31 protein-coding genes are annotated in these 24,064 nt (G+C 36.7%); 26 read left to right on the top strand and 5 right to left on the bottom strand.

Annotation, left to right across the window (positions count from 1 at the left end):
• From BALCAV_RS15640 to BALCAV_RS21760, 11 genes are all read left to right on the top strand, one after another.
• The coding region (locus BALCAV_RS15640) for a rhodanese-like domain-containing protein (protein ID WP_040324106.1) at positions 1 to 128 on the top strand (128 nt) is incomplete at its 5' end.
• Positions 129 to 147: 19 nt separating this feature from the next.
• Positions 148 to 432, top strand: coding sequence for a rhodanese-like domain-containing protein (locus tag BALCAV_RS15635; RefSeq protein ID WP_004427588.1), 285 nt, complete (start codon positions 148 to 150; stop codon positions 430 to 432).
• A gap of 54 nt (positions 433 to 486) precedes the next feature.
• Entirely contained in the window at positions 487 to 1,062 is a 576-nt protein-coding gene (locus BALCAV_RS15630) for a sulfurtransferase TusA family protein (RefSeq protein ID WP_004427585.1), read from the top strand.
• A gap of 11 nt (positions 1,063 to 1,073) precedes the next feature.
• Entirely contained in the window at positions 1,074 to 1,307 is a 234-nt protein-coding gene (locus BALCAV_RS15625) for a glutaredoxin family protein (RefSeq protein WP_004427582.1), read from the top strand.
• A 17-nt stretch (positions 1,308 to 1,324) separates the two neighbouring features.
• Positions 1,325 to 1,588 (top strand): DsrE/DsrF/DrsH-like family protein, encoded by a 264-nt coding sequence (locus tag BALCAV_RS15620; RefSeq protein WP_268746823.1) that lies wholly within the window; start codon positions 1,325 to 1,327, stop codon positions 1,586 to 1,588.
• Positions 1,536 to 1,721 (top strand): DsrE/DsrF/DrsH-like family protein, encoded by a 186-nt coding sequence (locus BALCAV_RS23135; RefSeq protein ID WP_268746822.1) that lies wholly within the window; start codon positions 1,536 to 1,538, stop codon positions 1,719 to 1,721. Before BALCAV_RS15620 ends, BALCAV_RS23135 begins: the two co-directional genes overlap by 53 nt.
• Positions 1,722 to 1,764: 43 nt before the next feature.
• Positions 1,765 to 2,892 (top strand): MBL fold metallo-hydrolase, encoded by a 1,128-nt coding sequence (locus tag BALCAV_RS15615; protein WP_004427575.1) that lies wholly within the window; start codon positions 1,765 to 1,767, stop codon positions 2,890 to 2,892.
• A 43-nt stretch (positions 2,893 to 2,935) separates the two neighbouring features.
• Positions 2,936 to 3,163, top strand: coding sequence for a sulfurtransferase TusA family protein (locus BALCAV_RS15610; protein WP_040324105.1), 228 nt, complete (start codon positions 2,936 to 2,938; stop codon positions 3,161 to 3,163).
• Positions 3,164 to 3,578: 415 nt separating this feature from the next.
• Positions 3,579 to 4,178: a class I SAM-dependent methyltransferase gene (locus tag BALCAV_RS15605; RefSeq protein ID WP_003324536.1), complete on the top strand. Its 600-nt coding sequence runs from the start codon at positions 3,579 to 3,581 to the stop codon at positions 4,176 to 4,178.
• 211 nt (positions 4,179 to 4,389) lie between these two features.
• Positions 4,390 to 5,304: a cupin domain-containing protein gene (locus BALCAV_RS15600; RefSeq protein ID WP_003324535.1), complete on the top strand. Its 915-nt coding sequence runs from the start codon at positions 4,390 to 4,392 to the stop codon at positions 5,302 to 5,304.
• Between the two features lie 361 nt (positions 5,305 to 5,665).
• Positions 5,666 to 5,908 (top strand): sulfurtransferase TusA family protein, encoded by a 243-nt coding sequence (locus BALCAV_RS21760; protein ID WP_326938320.1) that lies wholly within the window; start codon positions 5,666 to 5,668, stop codon positions 5,906 to 5,908.
• A gap of 688 nt (positions 5,909 to 6,596) precedes the next feature.
• Here BALCAV_RS21760 and BALCAV_RS15590 read toward each other — a convergent pair.
• From BALCAV_RS15590 to BALCAV_RS15580, 3 genes are read right to left on the bottom strand one after another with little or no spacing between them, the layout of a single operon-like run.
• Complete coding sequence (locus tag BALCAV_RS15590) at positions 6,597 to 6,809, bottom strand: hypothetical protein (protein ID WP_003324531.1); 213 nt, start codon at positions 6,807 to 6,809, stop codon at positions 6,597 to 6,599.
• A 6-nt stretch (positions 6,810 to 6,815) separates the two neighbouring features.
• Entirely contained in the window at positions 6,816 to 7,565 is a 750-nt protein-coding gene (istB, locus tag BALCAV_RS15585; RefSeq protein ID WP_003324530.1) for an IS21-like element helper ATPase IstB, read from the bottom strand.
• Positions 7,562 to 8,206 (bottom strand): Mu transposase domain-containing protein, encoded by a 645-nt coding sequence (locus BALCAV_RS15580; RefSeq protein ID WP_003324528.1) that lies wholly within the window; start codon positions 8,204 to 8,206, stop codon positions 7,562 to 7,564. Before BALCAV_RS15580 ends, istB begins: the two co-directional genes overlap by 4 nt.
• A 337-nt stretch (positions 8,207 to 8,543) precedes the next feature.
• Here BALCAV_RS15580 and BALCAV_RS15575 point away from each other — a divergent pair, with 337 nt between their 5' ends.
• From BALCAV_RS15575 to BALCAV_RS15565, 3 genes are read left to right on the top strand one after another with little or no spacing between them, the layout of a single operon-like run.
• Positions 8,544 to 9,788 (top strand): site-specific integrase, encoded by a 1,245-nt coding sequence (locus tag BALCAV_RS15575; protein WP_003321941.1) that lies wholly within the window; start codon positions 8,544 to 8,546, stop codon positions 9,786 to 9,788.
• On the top strand, positions 9,785 to 10,753 hold the full coding sequence (locus tag BALCAV_RS15570) for a tyrosine-type recombinase/integrase (protein WP_003321940.1): 969 nt from the start codon (positions 9,785 to 9,787) through the stop codon (positions 10,751 to 10,753). Before BALCAV_RS15575 ends, BALCAV_RS15570 begins: the two co-directional genes overlap by 4 nt.
• Positions 10,746 to 11,786, top strand: a complete 1,041-nt coding sequence (locus BALCAV_RS15565; RefSeq protein ID WP_003321939.1) for a tyrosine-type recombinase/integrase — start codon at positions 10,746 to 10,748, stop codon at positions 11,784 to 11,786. The genes BALCAV_RS15570 and BALCAV_RS15565 overlap by 8 nt, the downstream gene beginning before the upstream one ends.
• 51 nt (positions 11,787 to 11,837) lie before the next feature.
• Here the strand turns inward: BALCAV_RS15565 and BALCAV_RS15560 are convergent, their stop codons facing one another.
• Positions 11,838 to 12,632 carry a DDE-type integrase/transposase/recombinase gene (locus tag BALCAV_RS15560; protein WP_003321938.1) on the bottom strand — a complete coding sequence of 265 codons (795 nt, stop codon included), beginning with the start codon at positions 12,630 to 12,632 and terminating at the stop codon, positions 11,838 to 11,840.
• Between the two features lie 156 nt (positions 12,633 to 12,788).
• A complete protein-coding gene (locus tag BALCAV_RS15555; protein ID WP_003321937.1) occupies positions 12,789 to 12,980 on the bottom strand; it encodes a hypothetical protein in 192 nt (63 codons plus the stop codon).
• Positions 12,981 to 13,345: 365 nt separating this feature from the next.
• Between BALCAV_RS15555 and BALCAV_RS22395 the strand changes: the two genes are divergently transcribed.
• The 12 genes from BALCAV_RS22395 (at position 13,346) to BALCAV_RS15505 (ending at position 23,845) form a co-directional block, all read left to right on the top strand.
• On the top strand, positions 13,346 to 13,483 hold the full coding sequence (locus BALCAV_RS22395; protein WP_160173428.1) for a hypothetical protein: 138 nt from the start codon (positions 13,346 to 13,348) through the stop codon (positions 13,481 to 13,483).
• 103 nt (positions 13,484 to 13,586) lie between these two features.
• Positions 13,587 to 13,718, top strand: coding sequence for a hypothetical protein (locus tag BALCAV_RS23130; protein WP_268746821.1), 132 nt, complete (start codon positions 13,587 to 13,589; stop codon positions 13,716 to 13,718).
• Between the two features lie 182 nt (positions 13,719 to 13,900).
• The gene (locus BALCAV_RS15550) at positions 13,901 to 14,137 is read left to right on the top strand and encodes a helix-turn-helix domain-containing protein (RefSeq protein ID WP_003321936.1); all 237 of its coding nucleotides are present in this window, start codon (positions 13,901 to 13,903) and stop codon (positions 14,135 to 14,137) included.
• Between the two features lie 377 nt (positions 14,138 to 14,514).
• Positions 14,515 to 15,663, top strand: coding sequence for a DUF3800 domain-containing protein (locus BALCAV_RS15545; RefSeq protein ID WP_003321935.1), 1,149 nt, complete (start codon positions 14,515 to 14,517; stop codon positions 15,661 to 15,663).
• Between the two features lie 229 nt (positions 15,664 to 15,892).
• Positions 15,893 to 17,155 (top strand): protein kinase domain-containing protein, encoded by a 1,263-nt coding sequence (locus BALCAV_RS15540; protein ID WP_003321934.1) that lies wholly within the window; start codon positions 15,893 to 15,895, stop codon positions 17,153 to 17,155.
• Positions 17,156 to 18,251: 1,096 nt separating this feature from the next.
• Positions 18,252 to 18,845, top strand: coding sequence for a TetR/AcrR family transcriptional regulator (locus BALCAV_RS21280; RefSeq protein WP_003321933.1), 594 nt, complete (start codon positions 18,252 to 18,254; stop codon positions 18,843 to 18,845).
• Position 18,846: 1 nt separating this feature from the next.
• Positions 18,847 to 19,245 carry a hypothetical protein gene (locus BALCAV_RS15530; RefSeq protein ID WP_003321931.1) on the top strand — a complete coding sequence of 133 codons (399 nt, stop codon included), beginning with the start codon at positions 18,847 to 18,849 and terminating at the stop codon, positions 19,243 to 19,245.
• Positions 19,246 to 19,348: 103 nt separating this feature from the next.
• Complete coding sequence (locus BALCAV_RS15525; RefSeq protein ID WP_003321930.1) at positions 19,349 to 19,960, top strand: peptidoglycan-binding domain-containing protein; 612 nt, start codon at positions 19,349 to 19,351, stop codon at positions 19,958 to 19,960.
• A 352-nt stretch (positions 19,961 to 20,312) separates the two neighbouring features.
• The gene (locus tag BALCAV_RS15520) at positions 20,313 to 21,254 is read left to right on the top strand and encodes an iron-hydroxamate ABC transporter substrate-binding protein (protein WP_003321929.1); all 942 of its coding nucleotides are present in this window, start codon (positions 20,313 to 20,315) and stop codon (positions 21,252 to 21,254) included.
• Between the two features lie 66 nt (positions 21,255 to 21,320).
• A complete protein-coding gene (locus tag BALCAV_RS15515; RefSeq protein ID WP_003321928.1) occupies positions 21,321 to 22,328 on the top strand; it encodes a FecCD family ABC transporter permease in 1,008 nt (335 codons plus the stop codon).
• Positions 22,325 to 23,344, top strand: a complete 1,020-nt coding sequence (locus BALCAV_RS15510; protein ID WP_003321927.1) for a FecCD family ABC transporter permease — start codon at positions 22,325 to 22,327, stop codon at positions 23,342 to 23,344. The genes BALCAV_RS15515 and BALCAV_RS15510 overlap by 4 nt, the downstream gene beginning before the upstream one ends.
• A 54-nt stretch (positions 23,345 to 23,398) precedes the next feature.
• Complete coding sequence (locus tag BALCAV_RS15505) at positions 23,399 to 23,845, top strand: nucleotide exchange factor GrpE (RefSeq protein WP_136446029.1); 447 nt, start codon at positions 23,399 to 23,401, stop codon at positions 23,843 to 23,845.
• Positions 23,846 to 24,064 lie beyond the last annotated feature (219 nt).

The raw sequence follows: 24,064 nt of genomic DNA, 5'->3' as shown, positions 1-24,064 counted from the left end.
CAAAAGAGAAAGAAGTTGTAGTTATTTGCCAGAGTGGAATGCGTAGCAATAAAGCATCAAAAGTATTAAGGAAAATGGGTTTTAAAAAAATTACAAACGTAAAAGGCGGTATGAGCGCTTGGAACTAACGTTAGGAGGAGATCGGTTATGAAAGAAATCACACCTAAAGAAGTAGAACGTCTCGTTAACCCGAATATTATTGATGTTCGTGAAACGGATGAGGTAGCAGCAGGGCATATACCTGGGAGTGTAAACATCCCGCTTGGATTACTAGAATTTCGTCTACATGAACTAGACAAAACGAAAGAATATATTATTGTTTGTCGCTCTGGTGCTAGAAGTGGAAGAGCCACTGAGTTTCTGTCCAGTCACGGGTTTCATGCTACCAATATGGTTGGAGGCATGATGAACTGGGAAGGTAATGTTCAGTAAATTTTTTGAAGTTTATTATACCTATATAGGTATTCATTCTAAGGAGGACTATTTATGGAAACTATTAAATTTGATCAACTAGTAGATGCAAAAGGATTAGCATGTCCAATGCCAATCGTTCGTACAAAAAAAGCGATGAATGAGCTCGAACCAGGAAAAGTATTAGAAATTCAAGCAACAGATAAAGGATCAACTGCTGATATTAAGGCGTGGGCACAGAGCACTGGACATCAATATTTAGGAACGCTTGAAGAGGGTGAAGTGTTAAAACATTATCTGCGTAAGGCGACTGGGGAAGAAAAAGAAGAGAAGAAACACCCACATGTTGTAAACAACGAGGATCTTCAAGCGAAATTAGCTAACAATGAAGGTATTCTAGTGTTAGATGTACGCGAATCAGCTGAATATGCCTTCAATCATATTCCTGGTGCAAAATCCATTCCGCTTGGTGAACTTGAGAATCGTTTAAATGAACTAAGCGAGGATGCAGATATTTATGTTGTGTGTCGTACTGGAAGCCGTAGTGATTTAGCCGCACAAAAGTTAACAGAAGCTGGATTTAAAACAGTTATTAATGTCGTACCTGGAATGAGTGAATGGACTCATCCAACAGATAGTCTTAATAAATAGGAGGGGGCAACATGAATCAGATTACTGTTTATACATCTAATCACTGTCGTTATTGTGTGATGTTAAAAAACTTTTTATCAGATCAAAACATTTCCTATCAAGAAGTGAATGTAGAAACAAATCCTGCCACTATGCAGCAACTTGTAGAAAAAACAGGTCAATTAGGGGTTCCACAAACGGAAGTGAACGGCCAGTGGGTTGTTGGTTATGATCCAAATAGCATTATGTCAGCATTGAAAAAATAATAGGAGGTTGAAAGAAGATGAGTAGAAAATTAGCGATTATCGCAAGCAATGGTGGGTTATTTGATGCCTACAAAGTATTCAATGTAGCAACAGCTGCAGCTGCAACAGACCAAGAGGTAGCGATATTCTTTACTTTTGAAGGTCTAAACCTAATTCATAAAGAAGCATACAGTCAATTACCAATGCCAGAGGGGAAAGAGCATTACCAAAAGGGTTTTGAAAAAGCCAATGTTCCAGCCATTCCTGAACTTGTGGAAATGGCTCAGGAAATGGGGGGTTAAACTAATTGGCTGTCAAATGACAATGGATGTTATGGAGCTAGAAAAAGATGCATTTGTTGATGGAATTGAAGTGGGTGGAGCCGTTACGTTCTTAGAATTCGCCAAGGATGCGGATGTAACGTTAACCTTTTAATTAAATTTTTTTAAAGAAAAATATACTATCGGGGGTATAAATGATGACAGTAAAAGCAATGAATTCAAAAGAAATAGCAAGAAAAGTAATCGAAAAGAAAGAGCTATTTATTCTAGATGTTCGTAATGAAGGGGATTTCGCTGATTGGAAGATTGAAGGAGAGAACTTTGATTACTTTAATATTCCTTATTTTGAACTATTAGATGGTGTAGAAGAAATCATGGATAAAATTCCAGCAGATAAAGAAGTCTTAGTCGTTTGTGCGAAAGAAGGTTCTTCGATGATGGTAGCAGAGATGTTGTCTGATGAAGGACTAGATGTTTCTTATCTTGAAGGCGGAATGAAGACTTGGAGTGAATATTTAGAGCCAGTTAAAGTAGGGGACCTAAAAGACGGTGGTGAGCTATATCAATTTGTCCGTCTAGGTAAAGGTTGTCTATCTTATATGGTTGTTTCAAATGGGGAAGCTGCGATTATCGATGCAACACGTATGGCAGATGTGTATGTGAACTTTGCTAAGGAAATCAATGCAAAAATCACACACGTATTTGATACTCATTTACATGCTGATCATATTTCTGGAGGAAGAAAAATTGCGGAAGCAACTGGTGCAACCTACTGGTTACCTCCAAAAGACGCTGGTGAAGTAGTGTTTGAATATGCGGCACTTGAAGGTGGGAATGACGTAGTGATCGGAAACTCAACGATCAACATTCATGCGCTATACTCACCTGGTCATACAATCGGATCGACTTCATTTGTTATCGATGAAAAATACCTATTATCCGGAGACATTCTCTTCATTGATTCCATTGGAAGACCTGACCTAGCAGGACTCGCTGAAGATTGGGTAGGAGATTTACGTGAGTCGCTTTATACGCGTTATAGAGAACTATCAGAAGAGTTGATTGTTTTACCGGCTCACTTTATGATCATCGAAGAGTTAAATGAAGATGGAAGTGTTGCAGAAAAACTAGGCACATTATTTGCTCAAAATCATGGTTTAAACATTGAAGATGAAAATGAGTTTAGATCAATGGTGACAGAAAACTTACCGCCACAACCAAACGCGTATCAAGAAATTCGTGAAACCAATATGGGTAAAATTACACCAGATGAAGAGAAACAACGTGAAATGGAAATTGGGCCAAACCGTTGTGCAGTAAGATAACAAACGATAAAAAAATAGAAATAATTAACTGGAGGTTTTATAAATGAACTCAGATAGAGTATTAGATGCAAAAGGATTAGCATGTCCAATGCCAATCGTTCGAACAAAGAAAGCTATGACGGAACTTGAATCAGGTCAAGTGCTAGAAATTCATGCGACTGATAAAGGAGCAAAAAATGACCTAGCAGCATGGGCGAAGTCTGGCGGTCATGAGTTACTATCAGATACGGAAGAAGATGGTGTATTTAGGTTCTGGATTAAAAAAGGCTAAATATAAAAGAAAAGGGAACCGGGGTGGTTCCCTTTTTCTTTAAAGGGAGGTACAACATCAGTGAAAATTTCGATAGACATTTTATAAAAGAAGCGACATTGTTAAATCATACAATTAAACAAGGAGTAGAACCCTTTATCCGTTTAACTATGGGGATTGGTTGAGGAGGACCACAACTTCGTCTGGCTCTGGAAGAGTCAGCTTTAGAAAATGATGTAATCATTGCACAGGATGGTATTCAATTTTTAATTTCTGAGAAAGATAAGGTTTATTTCAATAATGTCAAAATAGATTATACGAAAAATGTATTGGGGACAGGCCAATTTGTCGTGATTCGTTAATCGTTTTTCACCCTATATGTCTATTTTGATTATAGGGTGTTACTTTTTATAAAATACAACTTAGGAGATAGACAATGAACCCATGGAACACGCGTTTTCAAAATGAGAGCTACGTCTATGGAACAGAACCAAACGTGTTTTTAGCGGATATGCAGAGAAAACTTCCATTATCAGGTGACGCTCTTGCTATTGCAGAAGGTGAAGGGCGTAATGCTGTATTCTTAGCTGAACAAGGAATGAACGTCTCAGCTTGGGATTATGCTGAATCAGGCTTATCAAAAACGAATAAATTGGCAGATGAGAAAGGTGTAAAAGTTAATACGCAACTGGTTGATCTAAATGAAGCTGTTTGGCAACAAAACATATGGGATGAGATCGTCTGTATTTTTGGGCACTTTCCAGAAGTGTTACGCAAGAAAACACTACAAGGAGTGAAAGAGTCAGTAAAACCAGGTGGTTATTTTATTACGGAAGTCTATTCGCATTATCAAATACCATATAATAGTGGTGGCCCTCAAAAATTAGAACTTCTATACAAACCCGAAGAATTTCTAAATGTCTTTTCTGATTGGCGTATTGTTCACTTTTTTATTGGAGAGGTCGTCCGACATGAAGGAGACTTACATAATGGCTTGTCTCATGTTATTCAATTTGTCGGTCAAAAAACAGAGTGAATTCAAAAGCCAATAATGATTTTTTCTTTAGTAGTTACACTAAAGAATAGATTAGGTAGATCCTATTCTATTCTTTTTTTAATGCAAAAAATACTAAAAAGTCATTAAACTAATCAAAAGCCCTTTTTTAATTAAGTATATTCATTAGTAGTCCATTCTCTTCACATAGGCATATGATAAGTTTGATAAACCATTGAAGGGAATGAATGAAATGTATTATTCTAACACAAATCCATATCCATATTACGCTAATGCTAACACACCCATATATAATCCAGACTTTATGACAAGAAATCATCACGGGCAGGATGACCAAGCTTTTGAAGCAATACTTGAAGGGATTAAACGGGAGGCCAAAGCCATTAAGTTTTATAGACAGTTAGCCAATGCTGCGCCTTCTAATAAGCATAAAAAGGGCATTCTTCAGGCTTTAGAAGGGAACAAAGCTCAATTAACACACTTCACCAATCTTTATACCAATCTTACTGGTATCCAACCTATATATCAGATTGATACAATTCCCTTTAATAGTTATAGAGATGGTTTAGAAAAGGCTTATGAGCTGGAATTAGAGGGGTATGAAGAATATCAAAAGAGTTCTCATCTTACGGGGCATCCACAAATTCAAAATGTGTTTATGTGGGCTTTAACAGGTGAACAAGAAAACGCTACACGATTTAGTTCATTAGATGATGAACTCACAAATGAGCTAATGGATTATGGAGCGGAGCCATTTGTAGTAGATATTGAAGAAATAACTAAGCAAAACAACAATTTCCGTACCGCCTTATGGACAGGAGATCATTTGCAAGTCACTTTGATGAGTATTGATGTTGGAGAGGACATTGGTTTAGAAATTCATCCAAATCTTGATCAATTCTTACGGATTGAACAAGGGCAAGGGATTGTTCAAATGGGTGACAGCAAAGATCGACTAGAATTTGAAGAAAAAGTCTATGACGATTATGCGATTGTGATACCCGCTGGTAAATGGCACAACTTGACCAATACAGGTAATCAACCACTTAAGCTTTACTCTATCTATGCTCCACCTCAGCATCCATATGGAACTGTTCATGAAACGAAAGCTATAGCCATGGCTGCTGAAGAAGAACACGGTCACTGATATACATTAATAAAGAAAGATAAGAGCTTGAAAAAACGACCGAATGTTCGATTCGGTTGTTTTTCAAGCTCTTTTATATTCAACATTATAGTGTCTAGTTTCGAATTGTCTCTACAAAAGTTTCTAAAGCTGGATGATATTCTTTTTCGTAATGACCTTCGGGGCAATGTTTAACAATTCGCCCTATTAAAGCTTCAGACTTATCGTGTTGTAGTGTTTGTTTACAAGTCGGACATGTATCTTTAAAGAGACTAAAAATAGTCATTTATAAATACCTCAAATTCCTATTAGTTTAGTATGATTATAATTTATTTTTATCTTTTTATCTAGATCTTCTTCCTTCGTAGGTTAGCTTTATAAAATCAAAATAAAAAAGGCTAACTGTGATTTAAAAATAGATGCTAGCGGCCTTCAGTGCCCAGGACCTATTATGAGTGTAGCGAAAGCAGTGAAAGAAATGGGGAAAGGGCAAATTTTAGAAGTTATCGCAACCGACTCACAATTCATTCGGGATTTACAGTCATGGTGTGGAAAAAATGGTCATAATTCACTAAAGGAAAAGTTAGTAGAGAAACTGGTTAAAGTTTATGTTCAGAGAAATTAGTGCTAGAAATTAAGGCGTGGGAAAAAGTTCATACTCCTTCTTGTGAATTGGTCTTGAATTTTTTTGAAGCCTACAAGATCTTCTAATTAATAGTGGGTTGTTACTCAGGACCTAACATCTATTTAAGGTTTCGTTAGCACTTAAAATATAAAAAGATATGGCAAACATACTACATCATATCTGTCGGTCACTACCCAAGCCATATATAGAAAGTAAATAAGAGGTTGCCAAACGAGGCAACCTCTAAATATTATTAAATAAAAATTTTTAAACGACTTAATAATAATTTATATCCATAAATCATTAATGAAAACAATGTAAATATAGAAAATATTTGTTTTGGTGTAAAATGTACTAATTTATAAAGTCTCATTCTTTGAAATATCCAGTTTAAAGGGTAAGAAAAAAACAAATCGATGAGCAAGTTTATTAATAGATAACGTTTGAAATTTCCAAACGTAAAGTGGAAAATCCATATTGTCCCAATAAAAAAGGGTCCTAATATAAAACTTCCGTCATTAAGGAGCTTATTTTGATTACGGCCACTCGAATTTACCACTCTCGCCAAGTTTTTTACCACCGAATGACAAGGATTTTACCACACAACGCCAATGTATTTACCATTAAATAAAAAAGCCCTACAGATTAATATTCACATAATCTTGTAGGACTTTTCTTTGGCGTTCAATTAATTAGATTTGTTATCGAAGTAGTTAATGATCATTTTTCTGGAACCCTCCCAAATATCCTGCTCCGTCCAAGTATGAGGAAACGGCTCCTCACCATAGACACTCATAATCTCTGCTTTTAGCTCTTTAGGGAACGGGTGCCAGTCTTTGTAACCACTCCAATAATAGTATTCTTCCATCTTTTTTAGTTCCTTTTTCGTTAGAGTTGTCATATTCACTTATCCTCCTAATCCATGACGCTCACGCATAGAAACGTCTCCGTCTATTAGAATTTGATAAGAGTCATGGATAATACGGTCTAGAATTGCTTCCGCAATTGTTTCATTTCCTAACTTTATATGCCATCCACTAGGGTCAATTTGTGAACAGAAAATAGTAGAAGCTACTTTATGACGAGATTCTGTGATTTCTAATAAAATTGCTGCTTCATCCGTTGATAAATCTGTCAGTAACCATTCATCAAGGATGAGTATATTTACTTTCGTATATTTTTTGAGCAATTTCCGATAACTTCCATCTGCCGCTAATTTTGCTAGAGACAGTTCATCTAATAATTCTGGTAAACGAATGTATTTAACATTATAGAATTGGCGACAAGCAGATACCCCAAACGCAGTTGCTAAAAATGTTTTTCCCGAACCAGTAGGTCCTTTCAATATAATATTATGGCTTTCTTGGATATAGGCACCGCTAGCCAGTTTTAATATCAAATCTTTATCTAGTCTTCTGTCTTCGTGATATTCCAAATCTTCAATACATGCATTTGAATTCAAAAAAGTAGCTGTCTTAATCAAGCGTTGAAGCTTATTACTCCTACGACGGGAATATTCTAAATCGACGAGTAAACTAAAACGTTCTTCGAAACTCATCTTTTGAAAATCTTTATTTGATGATTGTTCCTTATAGGCTTCCGCCATTCCGCTTAATTTCATTTCATGTAATTTGGTTAATGTTTGTTCATTCATCATTTATCCGTTCCCCCATAGTAAGAAGCTCCTCGCGTGAAGCCATAATTATTTTTGCTGATATCTGTTGTACGTTTCAATTCTTGCTCGGCATCATTCTTTTTATTGTTCTTTAAAATCGTTTGAATACTTTTGACCGTTGGTCTTTTAGTCATAGAAATTACCATTTTACATGCACGTTCAATTTCATATTTAGTGTAACGACGTTCAGCCTTTTTCAATGAAAAAATGGACTGCAATGCTTGTTTTTCATTTTGTGAAGTATCTAAAAGATAGCGTATAACGCTCAAGGTTGATTCTCCAATACTTTTAGCCCATTCCATTGCGGCCTCTGGCGTTTGATCCACGTATAACTTATGATTATCAGGCATATGGTCACGAACGGTGGAAGATTGTCCAAACTTCCCGTATAATCGTTTATGTGATGCCACACGCATATGGTTGAAAAAGACTTCAACGAGATGATCTGAAAGCTTCACCTCTACTTCTCGATTAATATATTCGTATGGCACAGAATAAAACATGCTCTCGATCGACAGATGATAGTCAGGGCGTACTTTTAATTTTCTCCATTCAGACATTTTATAAGGTGTAACTGGAAGGGGAGAAAGGGCAAATTTCTCCTCTTCTTCAAATGCTGACAAACGAGATCCTTTTTTCCGAGTAAAAGGACGCTGATTGAATTCCTCTAATTTCTTCCGAACTTCCTCGTTCAATTCATCAATACTAAAACAATGTGTATTTCTTAATGCTGCGATAATCCACGTAGAGATAACTCCAACAGACCCTTCAACACTTGCCTTATCTTTTTTATCCCGAATTCATGATAAAAAAGATTATTCCGAAGTTTTTATTATCCCGAATATTTATTTGTTTTACCTTTATACCACGTTAAAGCAGTTAAATATTCGGAATAATTGTTACCAATATGACCATAATGATTTTGGGTTTATCCCTAATTTAATTATGGAGGCGAAACAGATGAAAGAAATTTTATTAACGGAGTTGGTTACCCAAGCCAGGGAAGCAATAAAGCCAATTCAACATAGTGCATCTACAGTCTATCAGTATGGATTAGCATGGAATGAACTGATTCATTTTTTCGAATCAAATGGCCGGTTATACTTTTCAAAGGAGTTGGCAAATCGTTTTGTGCAAGAAGCAAAAGATGAATTGGATAAAGGGCTGATTAAGGAATGGCGTTATAAACTCAAACGCCTTTCTGTACTAATTCTTCTCGAAGTACTTGAAACAGGTAGTTACAGTTGGAAAACCCATTGGGCAGATGCCAACGGCATCCTTCCTGTCGAAATGAAGCAGTTGCATAACAATTATGCAAAAGGACTTATCCGTTCAGGGAAAGGAAATGGTACACGCAGGTTCTATGAGACACTAGCGAGGCAGTTTTTAAAATATGTACAGCAAGAATTTAATAAAAATATATCTGATCTTCTGCTTGATGATGTTCGAAATTTCATTCCTTATATAGCAAGGTCTAATCAAAGCACCAGTATGCGAACAGTCCTGTCTGCACTTCGTTCATTTCTAAAGTTTCTGTATAAAGAAAGGGTGACTAAAGAAAAATTGGTTCTAGCTGTACCTAGCAGTGGTTCCAGAAAAACTACAGTTGTACCAACCATAACAAAGGACGAAGAGTTCCGTTTGCTTCAAGCCATCGACCGTTCTTCCGACATAGGAAAACGAAACTATGCCATGATACTTTTGGCAATGCGTACAGGTCTTAGAAGTGTTGACATTACAAATCTAAAATTATCCAGTATCGATTGGCGGAATAACACAATCGCCATTGTACAACAGAAAAATGGCAGACCCTTAACGATACCTATTCTTTCAGATGTTGGTAATGCACTGTCTGACTATATATTAAATGTAAGGCCTCAAAGCAGTATTCCCTATGTTTTTTTGAGATATCAGTCACCATACACGAAATTATCTCGTTCCAACTGTTATGCCATCAGCTGTAGCATTATGAAAAAGGCGAACATCCGTCAATCAGGCCATCAACGGAAGGGATTCCATATCTTCCGACATTCTGTGGCCGCAAGGATGTTGGCACAGGAAATATCACTTCCTGTGATATCTAATACATTGGGGCATGGTTCCATGTCTTCCAGCAAGGTATATCTCTCAACAGACGGAAAACACCTGAAGGCATGTGCCCTCACCTTGCAGGGAATTGAAGTTACAAAGGAGGAACTGTTATGAAGTATCCTTATTATAGTAACTTCGGGATCTATATGGAAGGTCTAGTTGAACAGAAGCATTCCCTTGGATATCCTTATATCAGCTCAGGAAGACTCCTTCGCATGTTTGATGAATATTGCATAAAACACTTTCCTAATGAACATAAATTAACCTTCGATATTGCTATGAGTTGGGCAGCGTTAAGAGAAAATGAACACCCAAATGGTCTTTTGCGTAGAATTACACCTGTAAGACAGTTGGCAAAGTATATGAACAGCATTGGGGTTAAAGCGTATGTCATACCATCCAATATACCGAAAAAGCAGATACGCTATGTGCCACATATATTTACTAGCCGGGAACTGTCTGCTTTCTTTAAGGCAATAGATGCCTGCAAGGTCAGCCCTTTCAGCCCAGGACGCCATCTGGTCATACCTGTATTTTTTAGGCTCCTTTATTGCTGTGGACTTCGATCCTCAGAGGCTAGATTACTAACGGTATCGGATGTAGATCTTGAAGTGGGTACACTCTCTATTAGAGAATCTAAAGGCCATAAAAATAGAATCATATATTTATCTGACGATATGCTACATCTATGTAAGGTATATGACGAAAGAATTCGTTTCCAATATCCTAATAGAATGGCATTTTTTCCAAATCAGGAAGGCAGTTTCTATAATCGTAGCCTGATTAACTACTGGTTCCATTTGTTCTGGGATAATCTTGACGACGCAAAGACATGCACAGGAAATCCTCCTAGAGTTCATGACTTTCGTCATACTTTCTCTGTTAATCGCATGAACCAATGGGTAAAGGAGGGAAAGGATATTAATGCATATCTTCCATATCTAAGCATGTATCTTGGTCACGCTAACCAGGCGGATACGGATTATTATTTGCATTTGGTTCCGGAATTCTTCCCAATATTTCGCGAAAAATCCAGTGGTATTTCTGAAAGTCTCCTTCCAGAGGTGGATTATGAGTAAGCCGATAGATGGTTTCTTTTTTAAATATGTACGAAGTTTCCTGACAGTATACTTACCTAGAAATAAGTGCTACAGCCCCAATACAATCAAAGCTTATCGAGATACGATAAACCTATTACGACTTTTTTTATGGGAGAAAAAGCAAATTCCTTTTCCAAAGATTACTTTTGAAATGATTAACCGTGCATTGGTATACGAATTTCTGGAATGGCTTCTATCTTTAAGGAAATGTAGTATTTCTACAAGAAATCAACGCCTCGCCGCATTAAAATCTTTTATACATTACTGTGCAATTGAGGAACCATCGCTAGTTGCGATATATATGGATGTTAAGGACATTGCGGCTCTTCGTAATTCAAAAATAGGTATATCATATATGACGCAGAATGCGTTGAAATCAATTCTGATACAGCCAGATGTAAAAAATAAGTTTGGCTTGCGGAATCGTTTCTTTATGATAGCTATGTATGACACCGGTGGACGCATACAGGAAGTCCTCGACCTGAGGCTGAGGGATATTTGCCTCGATCTGGATATACCATGCGTCTATCTTACTGGTAAAGGAAACAAGGTTAGGGCGGTTCCATTAATGGAGAAAACCGTACTTCATTTAAAAGAATATCTAAAGCTGTTCCATCCAACTTATCCGAAAAACAGTGAAGACTATCTGTTTTACACTGTGATCAAAGGGCAAAGAGGCGCAATGTCACCCGATAATGTTTCAGTCTTTATTAAAAAATATGCAAATCAGGCAAGAATATCTTGTTCTGAAGTTCCTAAAAGAGTACATGCACATTTATTTAGGCATAGCCGGGCAATGCATTTGTATCAGTCTGGTATCCCTCTTTCCTATATAAAGGATTTTCTAGGACATGTAAGTTCTACAACAACTAGCATATACGCCTCAGCCGATACCACTATGATAAAGGATGCTCTTGAAAAAGCAGCCAAGCTTGGTAATAACTCTACTGACGAGGTTCCTTTATGGGAAGGCAATGAGGATATGATCCTTAAACTTTGTGGTTTAAAATAATACGGTAATCTATTATTAGTTATCCCGAAGATTAATACGGAAACGTGGCTGTTATAATCCATAGCAGCCGTGATTCGGGATAATAAAAACTTCGGAATAATCTTTTGGGGTACGGACCCGTGCAGGCATTACGACCGTATTGTAGTAGTCAGCCATTTCCCTATAAGTAGGATTTAAAATTAATTCACGAGTGGTATGTTTTGTCACACTCGTTTTAAGATTATCTGGTACTACAATTTGCGTAGAGCCTCCAAAATACTTATACGTATTATTGTGAGCAGTAATCCATGACTGTGAATCCATCGATAAGGTTGCTTCCGCATATGAGAATTGGCTACATGGTAGTGTCGCAACGAAAACATACGCTTTAACCTTCTCCCCAGTGTCTCTATCAATGATGAAAGCTGTGGAACCTGCCCAATCAACTTCCATTATCTCACCTGGTTTCCTGCGTATACGCAATGTAGCTTTGTACTTGTCTGCGTACCTACTATAGTGACGCAAAAAACTCCTGTACGAATATGGAATCTTTTGATTCGCTCGACATTCAGCTTCATACTCATGATGAAGAAGTGAAAGTGTCACATTAGGCTTGGCCAACTCTTCATGAATATAATCAAAGTTCAATGGTTGCCGGCCAGAAGCTTCTAAGGTCTTCTCTGGAAAAAGAAATTCCTCAATCCATTTATCCGTCATCTCTTCCTCTAACGGACAAACTAAACCCTTTTTTTCGGCTAGGTTAATCACCTCTGTTACTTTTTGACGAGAGTTACCTGTACTTGCGGTAATGCCCCTAAGGCTGATCCCCTCATCGTGCAATTCCAATATCTTTCGATAATGAATCATACAAAAATACCTCCTACATAAATAATGGCACACCCGCAGGTGTGCTCAATAATTATACAGAAGGGGAGGTGGTAAATACCTTGGCACTTACTGGTACATTCTTTGTCATTCGGTGGTAAGAACTATGTCACTGGTGGTACATTTCGTTGGCTGTAATCACTTATTTTTTAAACCACCTTCTACAACCCACCATTTATAAGGTACTGCTAGTGCGCATAGCCCAGTTACAAGCGTTGAAGCAAAAAGAGTAACAGGAAGAAATTGCTTAAAGGATTTTATAGGTATCACAGGAACTGAAAGCCAAGGGGCTACCAATAAAATTATTCGAATAATGTTTGGCATACTCATTTTATAGAGCTCCTTTCTTTTTTATTTATCTTTCCGAATTTCATTATTATTATCATTAAATATTTAATTAATTTTAAATCGATTATACAAGAATAGAAAAAACGGTACGTAGCAACTAACATTATGGAGGGTGTGATCGAAAACTATTCTGTGGCACGAAATCGTTGAAATCGTGGCAGAGGGTGGCTACGTAATCTATGTACACCTATCAAGTCAGAAATGGATCTATCTAAGGGACATCAATATCTCTATTGATGATATTCTAGTACGTCTAGGATTGCGAGGTTATTTAGCTACACGTATCTTTGGAAATCGTAAAGCAAGGGAAGAATACGTTAGAAAAATAAAAGGGGGAACACACTTGAATGAAAAAGTTCAAAAAGGAAGTAGAGAAGCATGTGAACGAACGAAAAGCCAACGTCCAAGACAAAGGACTTTATAATATAATTGAAAAAATAATAAAGCAAGATCCAGCGATGAAAAAGTGGATAGAGGAAGAGTGACGAACGGGACATAAGAAGTATACACGTCTCATTCTTCTTTTATTTGTTGACTCTGTTAATCTTCATTGTTGATTTGGTACAATTGGATAGAGGTTATTTAGATATGAAAGAAGCACAGAAACATACATATAGTGAAGATGAAATACTGGCTAAAGCAATTGAACAAGTTAAGAAAGGCGGCACGTACGAAGAGGTTCGAAACCAATTTAATTTATCAGCTGATGATATAATTTAATTGATTTTGTTATCAATGAGTTCTAATTTCCGTATTAAAATCAAACTAAACGATAACAAAGCCAATTTATAAAGTAATAGAAATGGTTATCTTTAAAATGTATTTTGTGAAAATTATGGAGGTTTCAGTAGAATTAATTCTGAGTGAACAGAACTATTATGTTACTTATGTGGAGGTTGACTATGGAAAAGCATACACGTAGTAAAGTGAAAGCCTCGTTACTTGCTGTGGGAGATACTGGTAACCCGAAATTTAAAGAAGATAAACTTTACTACAAACCAAGTGAAGTTTCTGAAAAACTAGGTGTAAGTGAGGAAATTATTCGAAGAATGTTTGAAAAGGATAAATTTAAAGGAGCACGTAAAACGGATGGAGAGCATTTGAGAATCTCTAAGGATGCCTTCATCACTAACAACTGAATTAGATACTAAAGCAAAAGAAATATTAGTTCGTATTGATCTGAAAAGCCAGAAAGCGGGTGATGTCGATGAATTTAATTTATAGTCTCCAAGTAGTAACGCAGTGGATCTATTACTGACACTTCATGCTAACCATTGTGAGGCGGTTTGTTAGGATTGAATTTGGGATGGAATAATCGTTGATTTTCAACGAACATTTAATGGAAATTAATGGACTGTCTCCTTGTGTATGGTCCAATATATATGCTAGATTGCGAAATAGACGGATACTACGCAGCAAAGACTGCTATAATTATGGGAAATAATAACAAATGTTTGCTATCTTCTGGTATTATTTTAATAAGAGATTCGTGAAATATAATACGGAGGATTTTATTATGACTAACATTAGACGTAATGACCCTTGCATTTGTGGGAGTGGACTTAAATATAAAAAATGCTGTTTTTTCCACGAAGGTCATTATACTGTATTTGTTGACGAGGCGGGAAACAGTGGATCCAACTACTTGGATTTAGATCAGCCGTTCTACGTTGTAGGAGGATGGATAGTTCCGAATGCGCGATTGAGGGACACAACGCTAATAGCAAATGTAGCTCATACCTTGAAAGTTGAAGGGGAATTGAAAGGTACTAATCTAACTGGAAATAAACGCAATCAAGCTTATTTCAGTAACTTCTTTAATCAATTGTGGGAGATTGGTTGCAGACAAACGGTAGTTGTTGCAGAAAAGAAATATTGCATCGCGGCAAAAATTATTGAGACTTTTCTTGACCCACTATATAACAAAAAAGTGAATAACCGCTATACTTACGACAACCTTTTGAAAAAAAGACTTGCTGAAAAGGTGTACAGGCTCCCTTTTGGAGTCTTAGAAGAATTTGCGAAAGCTTACCGAATATTAGAGCCAGAACAGATGGAGGGCTCCTTGAAATCTATTTGTGAGGCTTTACGGGATGCGAGGGAAACTGACTTGGCGGATAAATTATCAGGAGCATTGAGCACAATTGAGGATAACACTTCTTCCGAAAAAAGCAGTCACACCTTCTTGCCCAACAATGCAGGAGCAAGTTTAAATGTACCAGCATTTATCTCTTTTATTACGATTTTGGAGAAGTACGCAAGTGCAAAAAACCATCGCCTTTCGATTATACACGATAAAACTAAGGCTTATGAAAGAGGGTATGCAGAGCTGTATAGATTATATTCACAGCCTGACCGCTTTGAATTTCCACTGACAGATGGTTCAAGCCTTCTTATGGGTTTTAGTCACTTAAAGAATATATGTTTTAAGGAATCGAAGGAAAGTCCTTGGATTCAATCTGCAGATGTCCTTATCAGTGGATTAAACAGATTTTTAAAAGCAGTTTATAAAGATGAATTTGTTAATCCTGAATTATTAGAGCTTGGAAAGTATGTCAGCCCAGCAATATTTGATAATATCTATAAGAGAGGCGACTCTGTTTGCTCCAATGAAATCCGAAAGAAAATTAGAGATGTAATTCAAGAAACTAATATATATAGGTAATAAGTAGCGAGACGTTTGGCTTTTGTATGGCTAAAATCTGAATAAATTATTCAAATAACGGAAGCTTACAAGGATGAAACGTACCCATTCACAGCTATGAAGCCCCATTTACTTATGAGGTAGCCATAAGGGCATTTTATATGTAACACCCGACACATATCTATGAGATTTGCAATGAGTTCCCACAGTTGCCCTAATAAGTGGTGAAAAAAAGTATTTATTTAGTATAATGAAAATGTGGTTATTATCCCCAGATACATTACTGACGGAGGAGATCTATATTACTGATCCAACTAACTACCTACAATTAAAACTAAATCAAGTGGCATCAAGACACCTATCAGATAAAGTGGCTCTTTTCCGAGGGTTCTACGATAATATTGCTAATGAAAGGCTTAAAGAGTTGTTTGCAATATTTCATATGCAGTTTAATGATCTGTTTGCATTTATGAACCAGAAACGCTACGCAAGCGGCGGAGGACATTATAATGCAGATGCAAGTCGAGATCTCATTGATTTAATTGAACAGGAAAGAGTAATACAAGCTACACTTAAAGGTGACTTTGCTTTTGAGATTAATGGCTACTATGAAGAAATTATGAGCAAATGTAGATCTTTTCTATCTACTAGTGGAGGAAGTCCTATCCCTGAGGATTTCCCACCAATAGATATCATAGAGGACAAGCCTATTTTTACTTTAGTTGATACCATGACAATTCCAGGCACAATACCAAGTGCCATTGCAAAATTGAAATTTATTGGCAAGGGTTCATACGCAAAGGTATTAAAGTATAAAGATCCACATTATAATTCTTACTTCGCCGTTAAGCGAGCGGAAGATGATTTGCGACCTGATGAGCTGGAGCGATTTAAGAATGAATTTAACGATCTTCGAACCTTGGATAGTCCGTTTGTCATCAAAGCTTATTCCTATGAAGATGAGAATAATGAGTATGTTATGGAATATGCAGATGAGACATTATCTAAATACATAAACCGGAGCAATTCTACACTGATGTTTAGTAAAAGAAGAGTTTATGTAGAACAATTAATTCGAGCTTTCGACTATATTCATTCAACAGGAATACTTCATAGGGATATCAGTTACACGAATATTTTAGTGAAGCATTATGGCGATGGGGCTTCCTTCTTAAAGGTCTCCGATTTTGGCTTGGTAAAACGACCTAATAGCACTTTGACTAGACAGGGAACAGAAATCAAAGGAGCTATTAATGATTACACTGACTTGACTGCAGTTGGTTTCGAGAATTATGAAATGAGACACGAGACTTATGCACTTGGAAAAGTAATTTATTTTATACTTACTGGTCGAACGACCGGGTATCATCGTGAAACCAATGAAGCATTGAAGGAATTTATTTCAAGAGCAATTTCTCCAGATAAAAGCAAGAGGTTTACTAGTATTGAAGAAATGAAGATTGAATTGTATTCGAAGGTGTTCCCTTCACTCCGCAAAGAGTCTGCCGAGTAGGTAATTACCGTTCTTCAATCAACCATAAACAAAACCATCCAAGGGTGGTTTTTCTGTTTCATAGTTTGGGGTAATGGTTATTAGGCTACCGAAACTTGAAATGGGGAAGCATGATGAATTCATATATTCAAGATAGCTCCTTGCTTGAGAAATTCAATAAGGGGTAAGCGATCATGATGATTTCCTGATTAACACATACAGTAACTACATTTGGAAGTACCTTTAAAGCATAATTTGCCAAAAAAAACGCGTTATGGCAGCTAGTTAGTGAAATATGCTTTAGTGGAACAAGGGTTATCACTTATATATGATCTTTGCTGTGCAGTACAAGAATACTGCACAAGAAAATGTTCTTTAATAATCAGGCGCTATGTTAAGAAAAATGTGACATTTCAAACTGAATTATACTTTTGCCAGAAGTTTTTATACGCCTCATAACCTTGCCCAAAGTTTGCAAATTATAAATGTAGTAAAAATAAATATACATTATTTTCCTGGCCCTAATAGTGAAAGTTGAAAGTAATATACAAAGAAATCTAGACATACCAACCATTGGCAATGAAATGATACTTTTCGTGGCAAAGTAATGGTTCAAGTCACACAAACCAATAACGAAAACTGAAGAGCTGACCGTCCGCATTCAATTAATCAAAACGACCGATAACGAAGGAATCATCAAGCTCTTACAAGAGGACACCTTAATCGGCGAAGGACCAATAAAACAAACCGATAAACTAGGCTTCTCAAGAGGCGGTCTACAATTCTATCAAAACGAACAAAGCCCCATCAGCAAAAAATATAAAGCCCCATTTCCATTTGAAGGCGAAATCAAACAAGTTATCTATACTTTAGGTGGCTATACGGAAGATTTAGAAGCTTCATTGCAGGAGGAATTGGCGACGGAGTAGGAATTTAAAGGAGAAAAAAACAGAAGGTTCAAGGAGGCATGGTGTCTTCTTGGGCTTTTTATTGTGAGTGTTAACGCTTAGTTTTCATTTAGGAAGTGATGTTATAGACTAATTTGACTTCTGAATAATAGTTATATAAAATGACTTGTGAGTCAAAAATGACTATTAAGTCATTTTGGAGGTGCAAAATGAAAAGGAAAGAAATAAAATTTAGGGAGAGAAATGAGCTCATTCTTGCAACAGCGGAAAAATTAATTAAGAAAATTGGGTATGCTGATTTCAAAATGAGCGACTTATCCGATGAGGTAGATATTGCTAAAGGTACTTTGTATCTTCATTATAAATCTAAAGAGATATTAGTTTATAATCTTATTGCTCCTAAGATGTCCAGTTTATTAGAGCAGTTAAAGGATTTAAATATAAAAAAGATGTCGTTTGATGATAAGTTTAGAACTTTAATTCAAGTATTGTTCGATAGTAGTTTCTTTAACTTTGTTGTCCTTAGTTTTCCGAATATGGGAGAACTATTTAAGGAGGATAAAGGAGAAGAAATTTCATTTATTCAATCCGCGATAATTGATTGTATAACGCAAATAATAGACGAAGGTAAAAGAAGTTTAATTAAGAATCATATCCCTTCACGATTTCTAGCTCTTCAAGTAATGCAAGTCCAAGACCCTATCATATATAACGAACTTGTTTTAAAAGGCGATATGGCACATCAAGATTTTATAGATTATACATGTTATCAATTACTTTTTGGGATGAAAGGAGAAATTTAAGTTGAATGATTTAACAAAAGCTACAATAGAGGCAGCAGAACAATGGATGGATATGTCTAACAAACAGAACTTAAAAGGTTTAAGTGAGGTGACTGCTAAAGAAATAGAAATAATTGGTCCAAAAGGAAAAGGACTATTTTCTCATGAAGAGTTAGGAGAATGGATGAAGAGAGCTAACCTTCAATTGGCAACCAAAAATAGATTTGTAAAAGGAAGTACTATTGTATTGGAACAGCATGGGACGTGGTTGGAAAGCGATCGCTCGATTAAAGGAGAAGCAATCGTTTATACTGTAATGCGTGTGAAAGAACGGTTGGTACAAAGTCTTGCTCGATTTGATAATAAAGAGCAAGCGTTTGATTATAGCGGTTTAAAGGAATCAAATAAGTTAGATTGTTAATAGGTGATTGATCAAATATAAAAAAAGATGTGAATCTTTACAAAAATGGTTTCGCAAGTACAAAAGGGGTATAGGTCAGTAACAATTCAAGGAGGAGATTTCTATGAAAAAGAAATGGTTAGCCCTAGTACCCGCGATTGTGCTTGTAGCTGCATCACTTACTATTCAAACCGTTGACGCAGCCTCGGAAACTGAATCAGGAAATGAACAGGTTCAACTTTCAGAGTCTTTAATAACACCAAATTATAGTGCCTTATTTGAATGGTCACCAGAAGAGCAGCCAATACTCCAAAAAGGGCCTCAAACGTTTTTTGAAGTGGAATTTGTACAGGTGATGTTAAATCACTTTGGGTTTGACACAAACGTTGATGGGGTTTTTGGTCCTCAGACTGACCAACAAGTTCGGCAGTTACAAGCTGAAAAGGGGTTAACACAAGATGGAATTGTTGGTGTTGAGACTTGGACAGTATTACTTGACGAATATGTTGAAAAGATTTTTTCAGTAGAAAAAGCCTTTCATTTTGCAGAAGAAGCCCTAGATAATGACGATCTTGTGTTCAGTAGAGTAAGTGGGTATCATGAGGAATCTCATGAGCAAGGTTTCTATAAATTGAGAGCACAAAGTCAAGATTTAATTGATGGTGGAGGTAGTGGTACAGTTGGATTCTATGATGTGTATATCAATGGAGATGTTGTAGAATCTGCACCAAATTAATTCATGATTTTTAATCAAAATCCAATAGATTGTTTGAAATAAGTTATGAAATGAACGCATAAAAAGCTTTGACTAAAATGGTCAAAGTTTTTTATGGTTGAGAGACATTTTTTATAATAGACCTTGTTTAAAATTGATAATTATTTTCAGTTATTTCTTATAATAGATATTGACAATCATTCTCAATAGGATTATATTCTTGATAGCGTTTAATACTGATAATTGTTATCAATGTATTTATATCCTTTGTTTTTGACAGCGTTTTTTAATATGGATACATTGATTGGAAATGACCCAATTACATATAAACCAATCTATTTAACTTACAGTTTCATTAAAGGGGAGAATAAAAGTGAATAAAATATTTATGAGAATAACAATCGTATTCTTGTTTCTACTGCTCGTTAGTGCGTGCGGTCAAACCGATTCTCAAGAAAATTCTAGTGAAGAGGAAAGTGACAGTTCAGCAGAAGCAAGTGTAGAGACGATTACGTATGAATCAGAAAATGGTCCAATTGAAGTACCTGCAAATCCAGAAAGAGTTATCGTACTCGCATTTGCCGGTAATGTAATGGCTTTAGATGTTCCTTTAGTTGGTGTTGATTCTTGGACGAAAACAAACCCTCAATTTGCTGAGCGTCTTGAAAATATTGAGGAAGTATCCGATGAAAATCTCGAGAAAATCATTGAGCTTGAGCCAGATTTAATCATTGCTTATTCCACTGCAAAAAATTTAAATCAACTTGAGCAAATTGCTCCAGTTGTAACGTACACATACGATGCCGTCGATTATTTAACTCAGCATATTGAGATTGGCAAGCTTTTAAATAAAGAAGAGGAAGCAACAGAGTGGGTTAATGACTTTAAAGCTCGTTCTCAAGAAGCTGGTGATGAAATTAGAGCCTATATTGGTGAAGACGCAACGGTTTCAGTGATTGAAAACTTTGACAAGCAACTATATGTCTTCGGTGACAATTGGGGACGTGGAACCGAAATTCTTTATCAAGAAATGAAACTAGAGATGCCTGAAAAAGTGAAAGAAATGGCATTAGCTGATGGATATTATGCCTTATCTGTGGAAGTATTGGATGAATATGCAGGGGATTATTTAGTCATTAGTAAATCCGAAGAAACGGAAGGCTCCTTCCAAGATACAGAAACGTATAAAAACATCGATGCTGTGAAAAACGATCGTGTCTTTCAAGTAGATGCGAGCGAATTTTACTTTAATGATCCATTAACATTAGAGTACCAACTAGATTTTTTTATGAAGAGTTTTTTAGAAAGTGAATAAAATGGAGCACATGGTAGGGATTCTCTAAAGGGAATTCCTCTTCGCTTTTATGGTGAGGGAGATTAGATGGAAAAAGGGTCAAAGAGAATTCTCACATTTTCAGTGAAATTAATACTAGCAATTGTTGTAACAGGTTTTGCTTTTATTATGGCTTTAACCTATGGGGCAGCAGAAACGAGTGTACAAGATGTATGGAGTGCGTTGTTTAGGACAAGCACTTCGAATGTGGTGGTCATGCTCCAAGAAATTAGGCTTCCACGGATAGTCGCGGCTGTTGTGGTAGGAGCAGCACTAGCTGTTGCAGGTGCTATTATGCAAGGAATGACAAGAAATCCATTAGCAGATCCGGGGCTAATCGGACTAACTGCCGGTGCTAATGCAGCATTAGCCTTAACGATTGCTTTGTTACCTGCTGTAAACTATTTTGGCTTAATGATTGCCTGTTTTATTGGTGCTGCGATAGGTGCTTCACTCGTATTTGGAATCGGCTCCTCACAAAAAGGGGGATTATCTTCGTTTCGAATTATTTTAGCAGGTGCTGCGATCTCTACTTTTTTGCATGCGATTGCAGAAGGAATTGGTTTATACTTTAAAATTTCTAAAGACGTATCAATGTGGACGGCTGGTGGTCTAATAGGGACCACATGGGGACAGTTAAACCTTGTCATTCCAATTATAATGAGTGGATTAATCATAGCGATCTTGTTTTCAAAACAGTTGACGATTTTAAGCTTAAGTGAGGAAGTGGCAACAGGACTTGGTCAAAAAACTTTTGTTGTCAAAATGGTTCTATTTATTGTTACGGTTATCTTAGCAGGTGCAGCTGTTTCATTAGTAGGGAATCTCGTTTTTATCGGCTTAATGATTCCACACATTGTACGTGTGATCGTTGGAATGGATTATCGAGCGATTATTCCGATGTCTGCCGTAATCGGGGCGCTTTTTATGTTATTGGCTGATACAGCAGCACGAACGATTCATGCTCCTTTTGAAACACCTGTAGCAGCGGTTGTTGCTTTATTAGGACTTCCATTCTTTTTATTAATCGTACGTAAAGGAGGGAAGGCATTATGATCGTAACAAACTCTTATAAAAAGCGCTATAAATGGATTTTATCAGCTATTCTCATAGGATTAATATGTACGATAATATTAGCGATTAGTTTGGGGTATTCCTCTGTTTCCATTGATCGTTTAATTCCGACGATACTTGGACAAGGTTCATTTAAAGATGAATTCGTGCTTTTTTCGATTCGTTTACCACGTATGATCATCACGCTTTTGGCAGGAGTTGGTCTTGCCTTGTCAGGAGCAATTTTACAAGGGGTAACGAAAAATGATTTAGCCGATCCTGGTATTATTGGGATCAATGCTGGTGCTGGTGTAGCGATCACGCTGTTTTATTTATTTTATCCGTTGGACACTGGTATTTTTGTCTTTTTATTACCGATTATTGCTTTTTTCGGAGCGATGATAACTGCTCTACTTATTTATGCTTTTTCTTATGAACGAAAGCGAGGAATTCAGCCAAGTAAATTGATTTTAACAGGGATTGGTTTCTCTATGGCACTCTCTGGATTAATGATTGTATTAATTTCGTCATCTGAAAGTCAAAAGGTGGATTTTATTGCAAGATGGCTGGCGGGAAATATTTGGGGATACGATTGGTCTCTCATATTATCAATATTACCGTGGTTTTTGATTTTAATCCCGTTCATTTTGTATAAAGCCCATCAATTAAATGTATTAGGGTTAAGTGAACAAGTGACGATAGGGGTAGGCGTGCCCTTGCAAAAAGAACGTACTTATTTATTAATGGCAGCCGTTGCGATTGCCGCTGTGAGCGTATCGGTAACGGGTGGTGTCGCCTTTGTCGGACTCATGGCCCCTCATATTGCACGGGCACTAGTCGGCCCCAGACATCAATACTTTCTGCCGGTTGCGATGCTACTTGGTGGATGGCTATTACTCGTAGCCGATACAATTGGCCGAAATGTATTAGAGCCTGATGGAATCCCAGCAGGAATCGTCGTTTCTTTAATAGGTGCTCCATATTTTATTTACTTATTATTAAAAAACAGCCGTATGTAGGTGCCTGTCAGCCCTCGAAATATGACGAAAGCATCCTCGCTAGGAGGGTGTTCTTTGTCATATTCTAACAATTGTTGGGTAATGACAGGTACGTACGCATTTGATATTATTAGTGAAGGAGGTGAAAGGATAATGGAAGAACGTTTTAATAAGATTGAGGACATGTTATCACAATTAATTCACATGGTAGGTACGATGAAGGCTGAACAAGAAGAAATGAAAAGTGAAATAACAGGAATGAAAAGTGAAATAACAGGAATGAAAAGTGAAATAACAGGGGTGAAAAGTGAAATAACAGGAATAAAAGCAGACTTAGGTACAGTGAAAAGAGAGCAGGGAGAGCTAAAAGATACAGTAAATATTTTGAAACGTGATAATGAGCATGCACATAAGGAAATGTTAGAAACTCTAAAGTCTTTAGAGAGTGACCAAGATTTCATCTGGCAAAAAGCTGTAAAGAATGAACGAGATATTGCAAGGTATGTAAAGCAGCAAGACTAGGGAAGGGTTTATAGTAGTTGTGAGCGAGTCCTAGAAATCTCCAGAGTAATAGTTAAACTTCAAGAAAGACCATCCTCAAACTAGAAGGGCAAGCAATCTATTTCATCGTTTAAAAGATTGATGAGCGTAAAGAAAATTTTCCACATTTAATTGCCGTATACTTGTCCTGAATTCAATTATTTTCCACTTTTGTTTTTTATCATTTCCCGACAGAAGACT

The organism is Alkalihalobacillus alcalophilus ATCC 27647 = CGMCC 1.3604 (assembly GCF_000292245.2).
Taxonomy (GTDB): Bacteria; Bacillota; Bacilli; order Bacillales; family Bacillaceae_D; genus Alkalihalobacillus; species Alkalihalobacillus alcalophilus.
The sequence above is the reverse complement of the archived record's forward strand: the minus strand, read 5'-3'. Positions and strand labels throughout refer to the sequence as shown.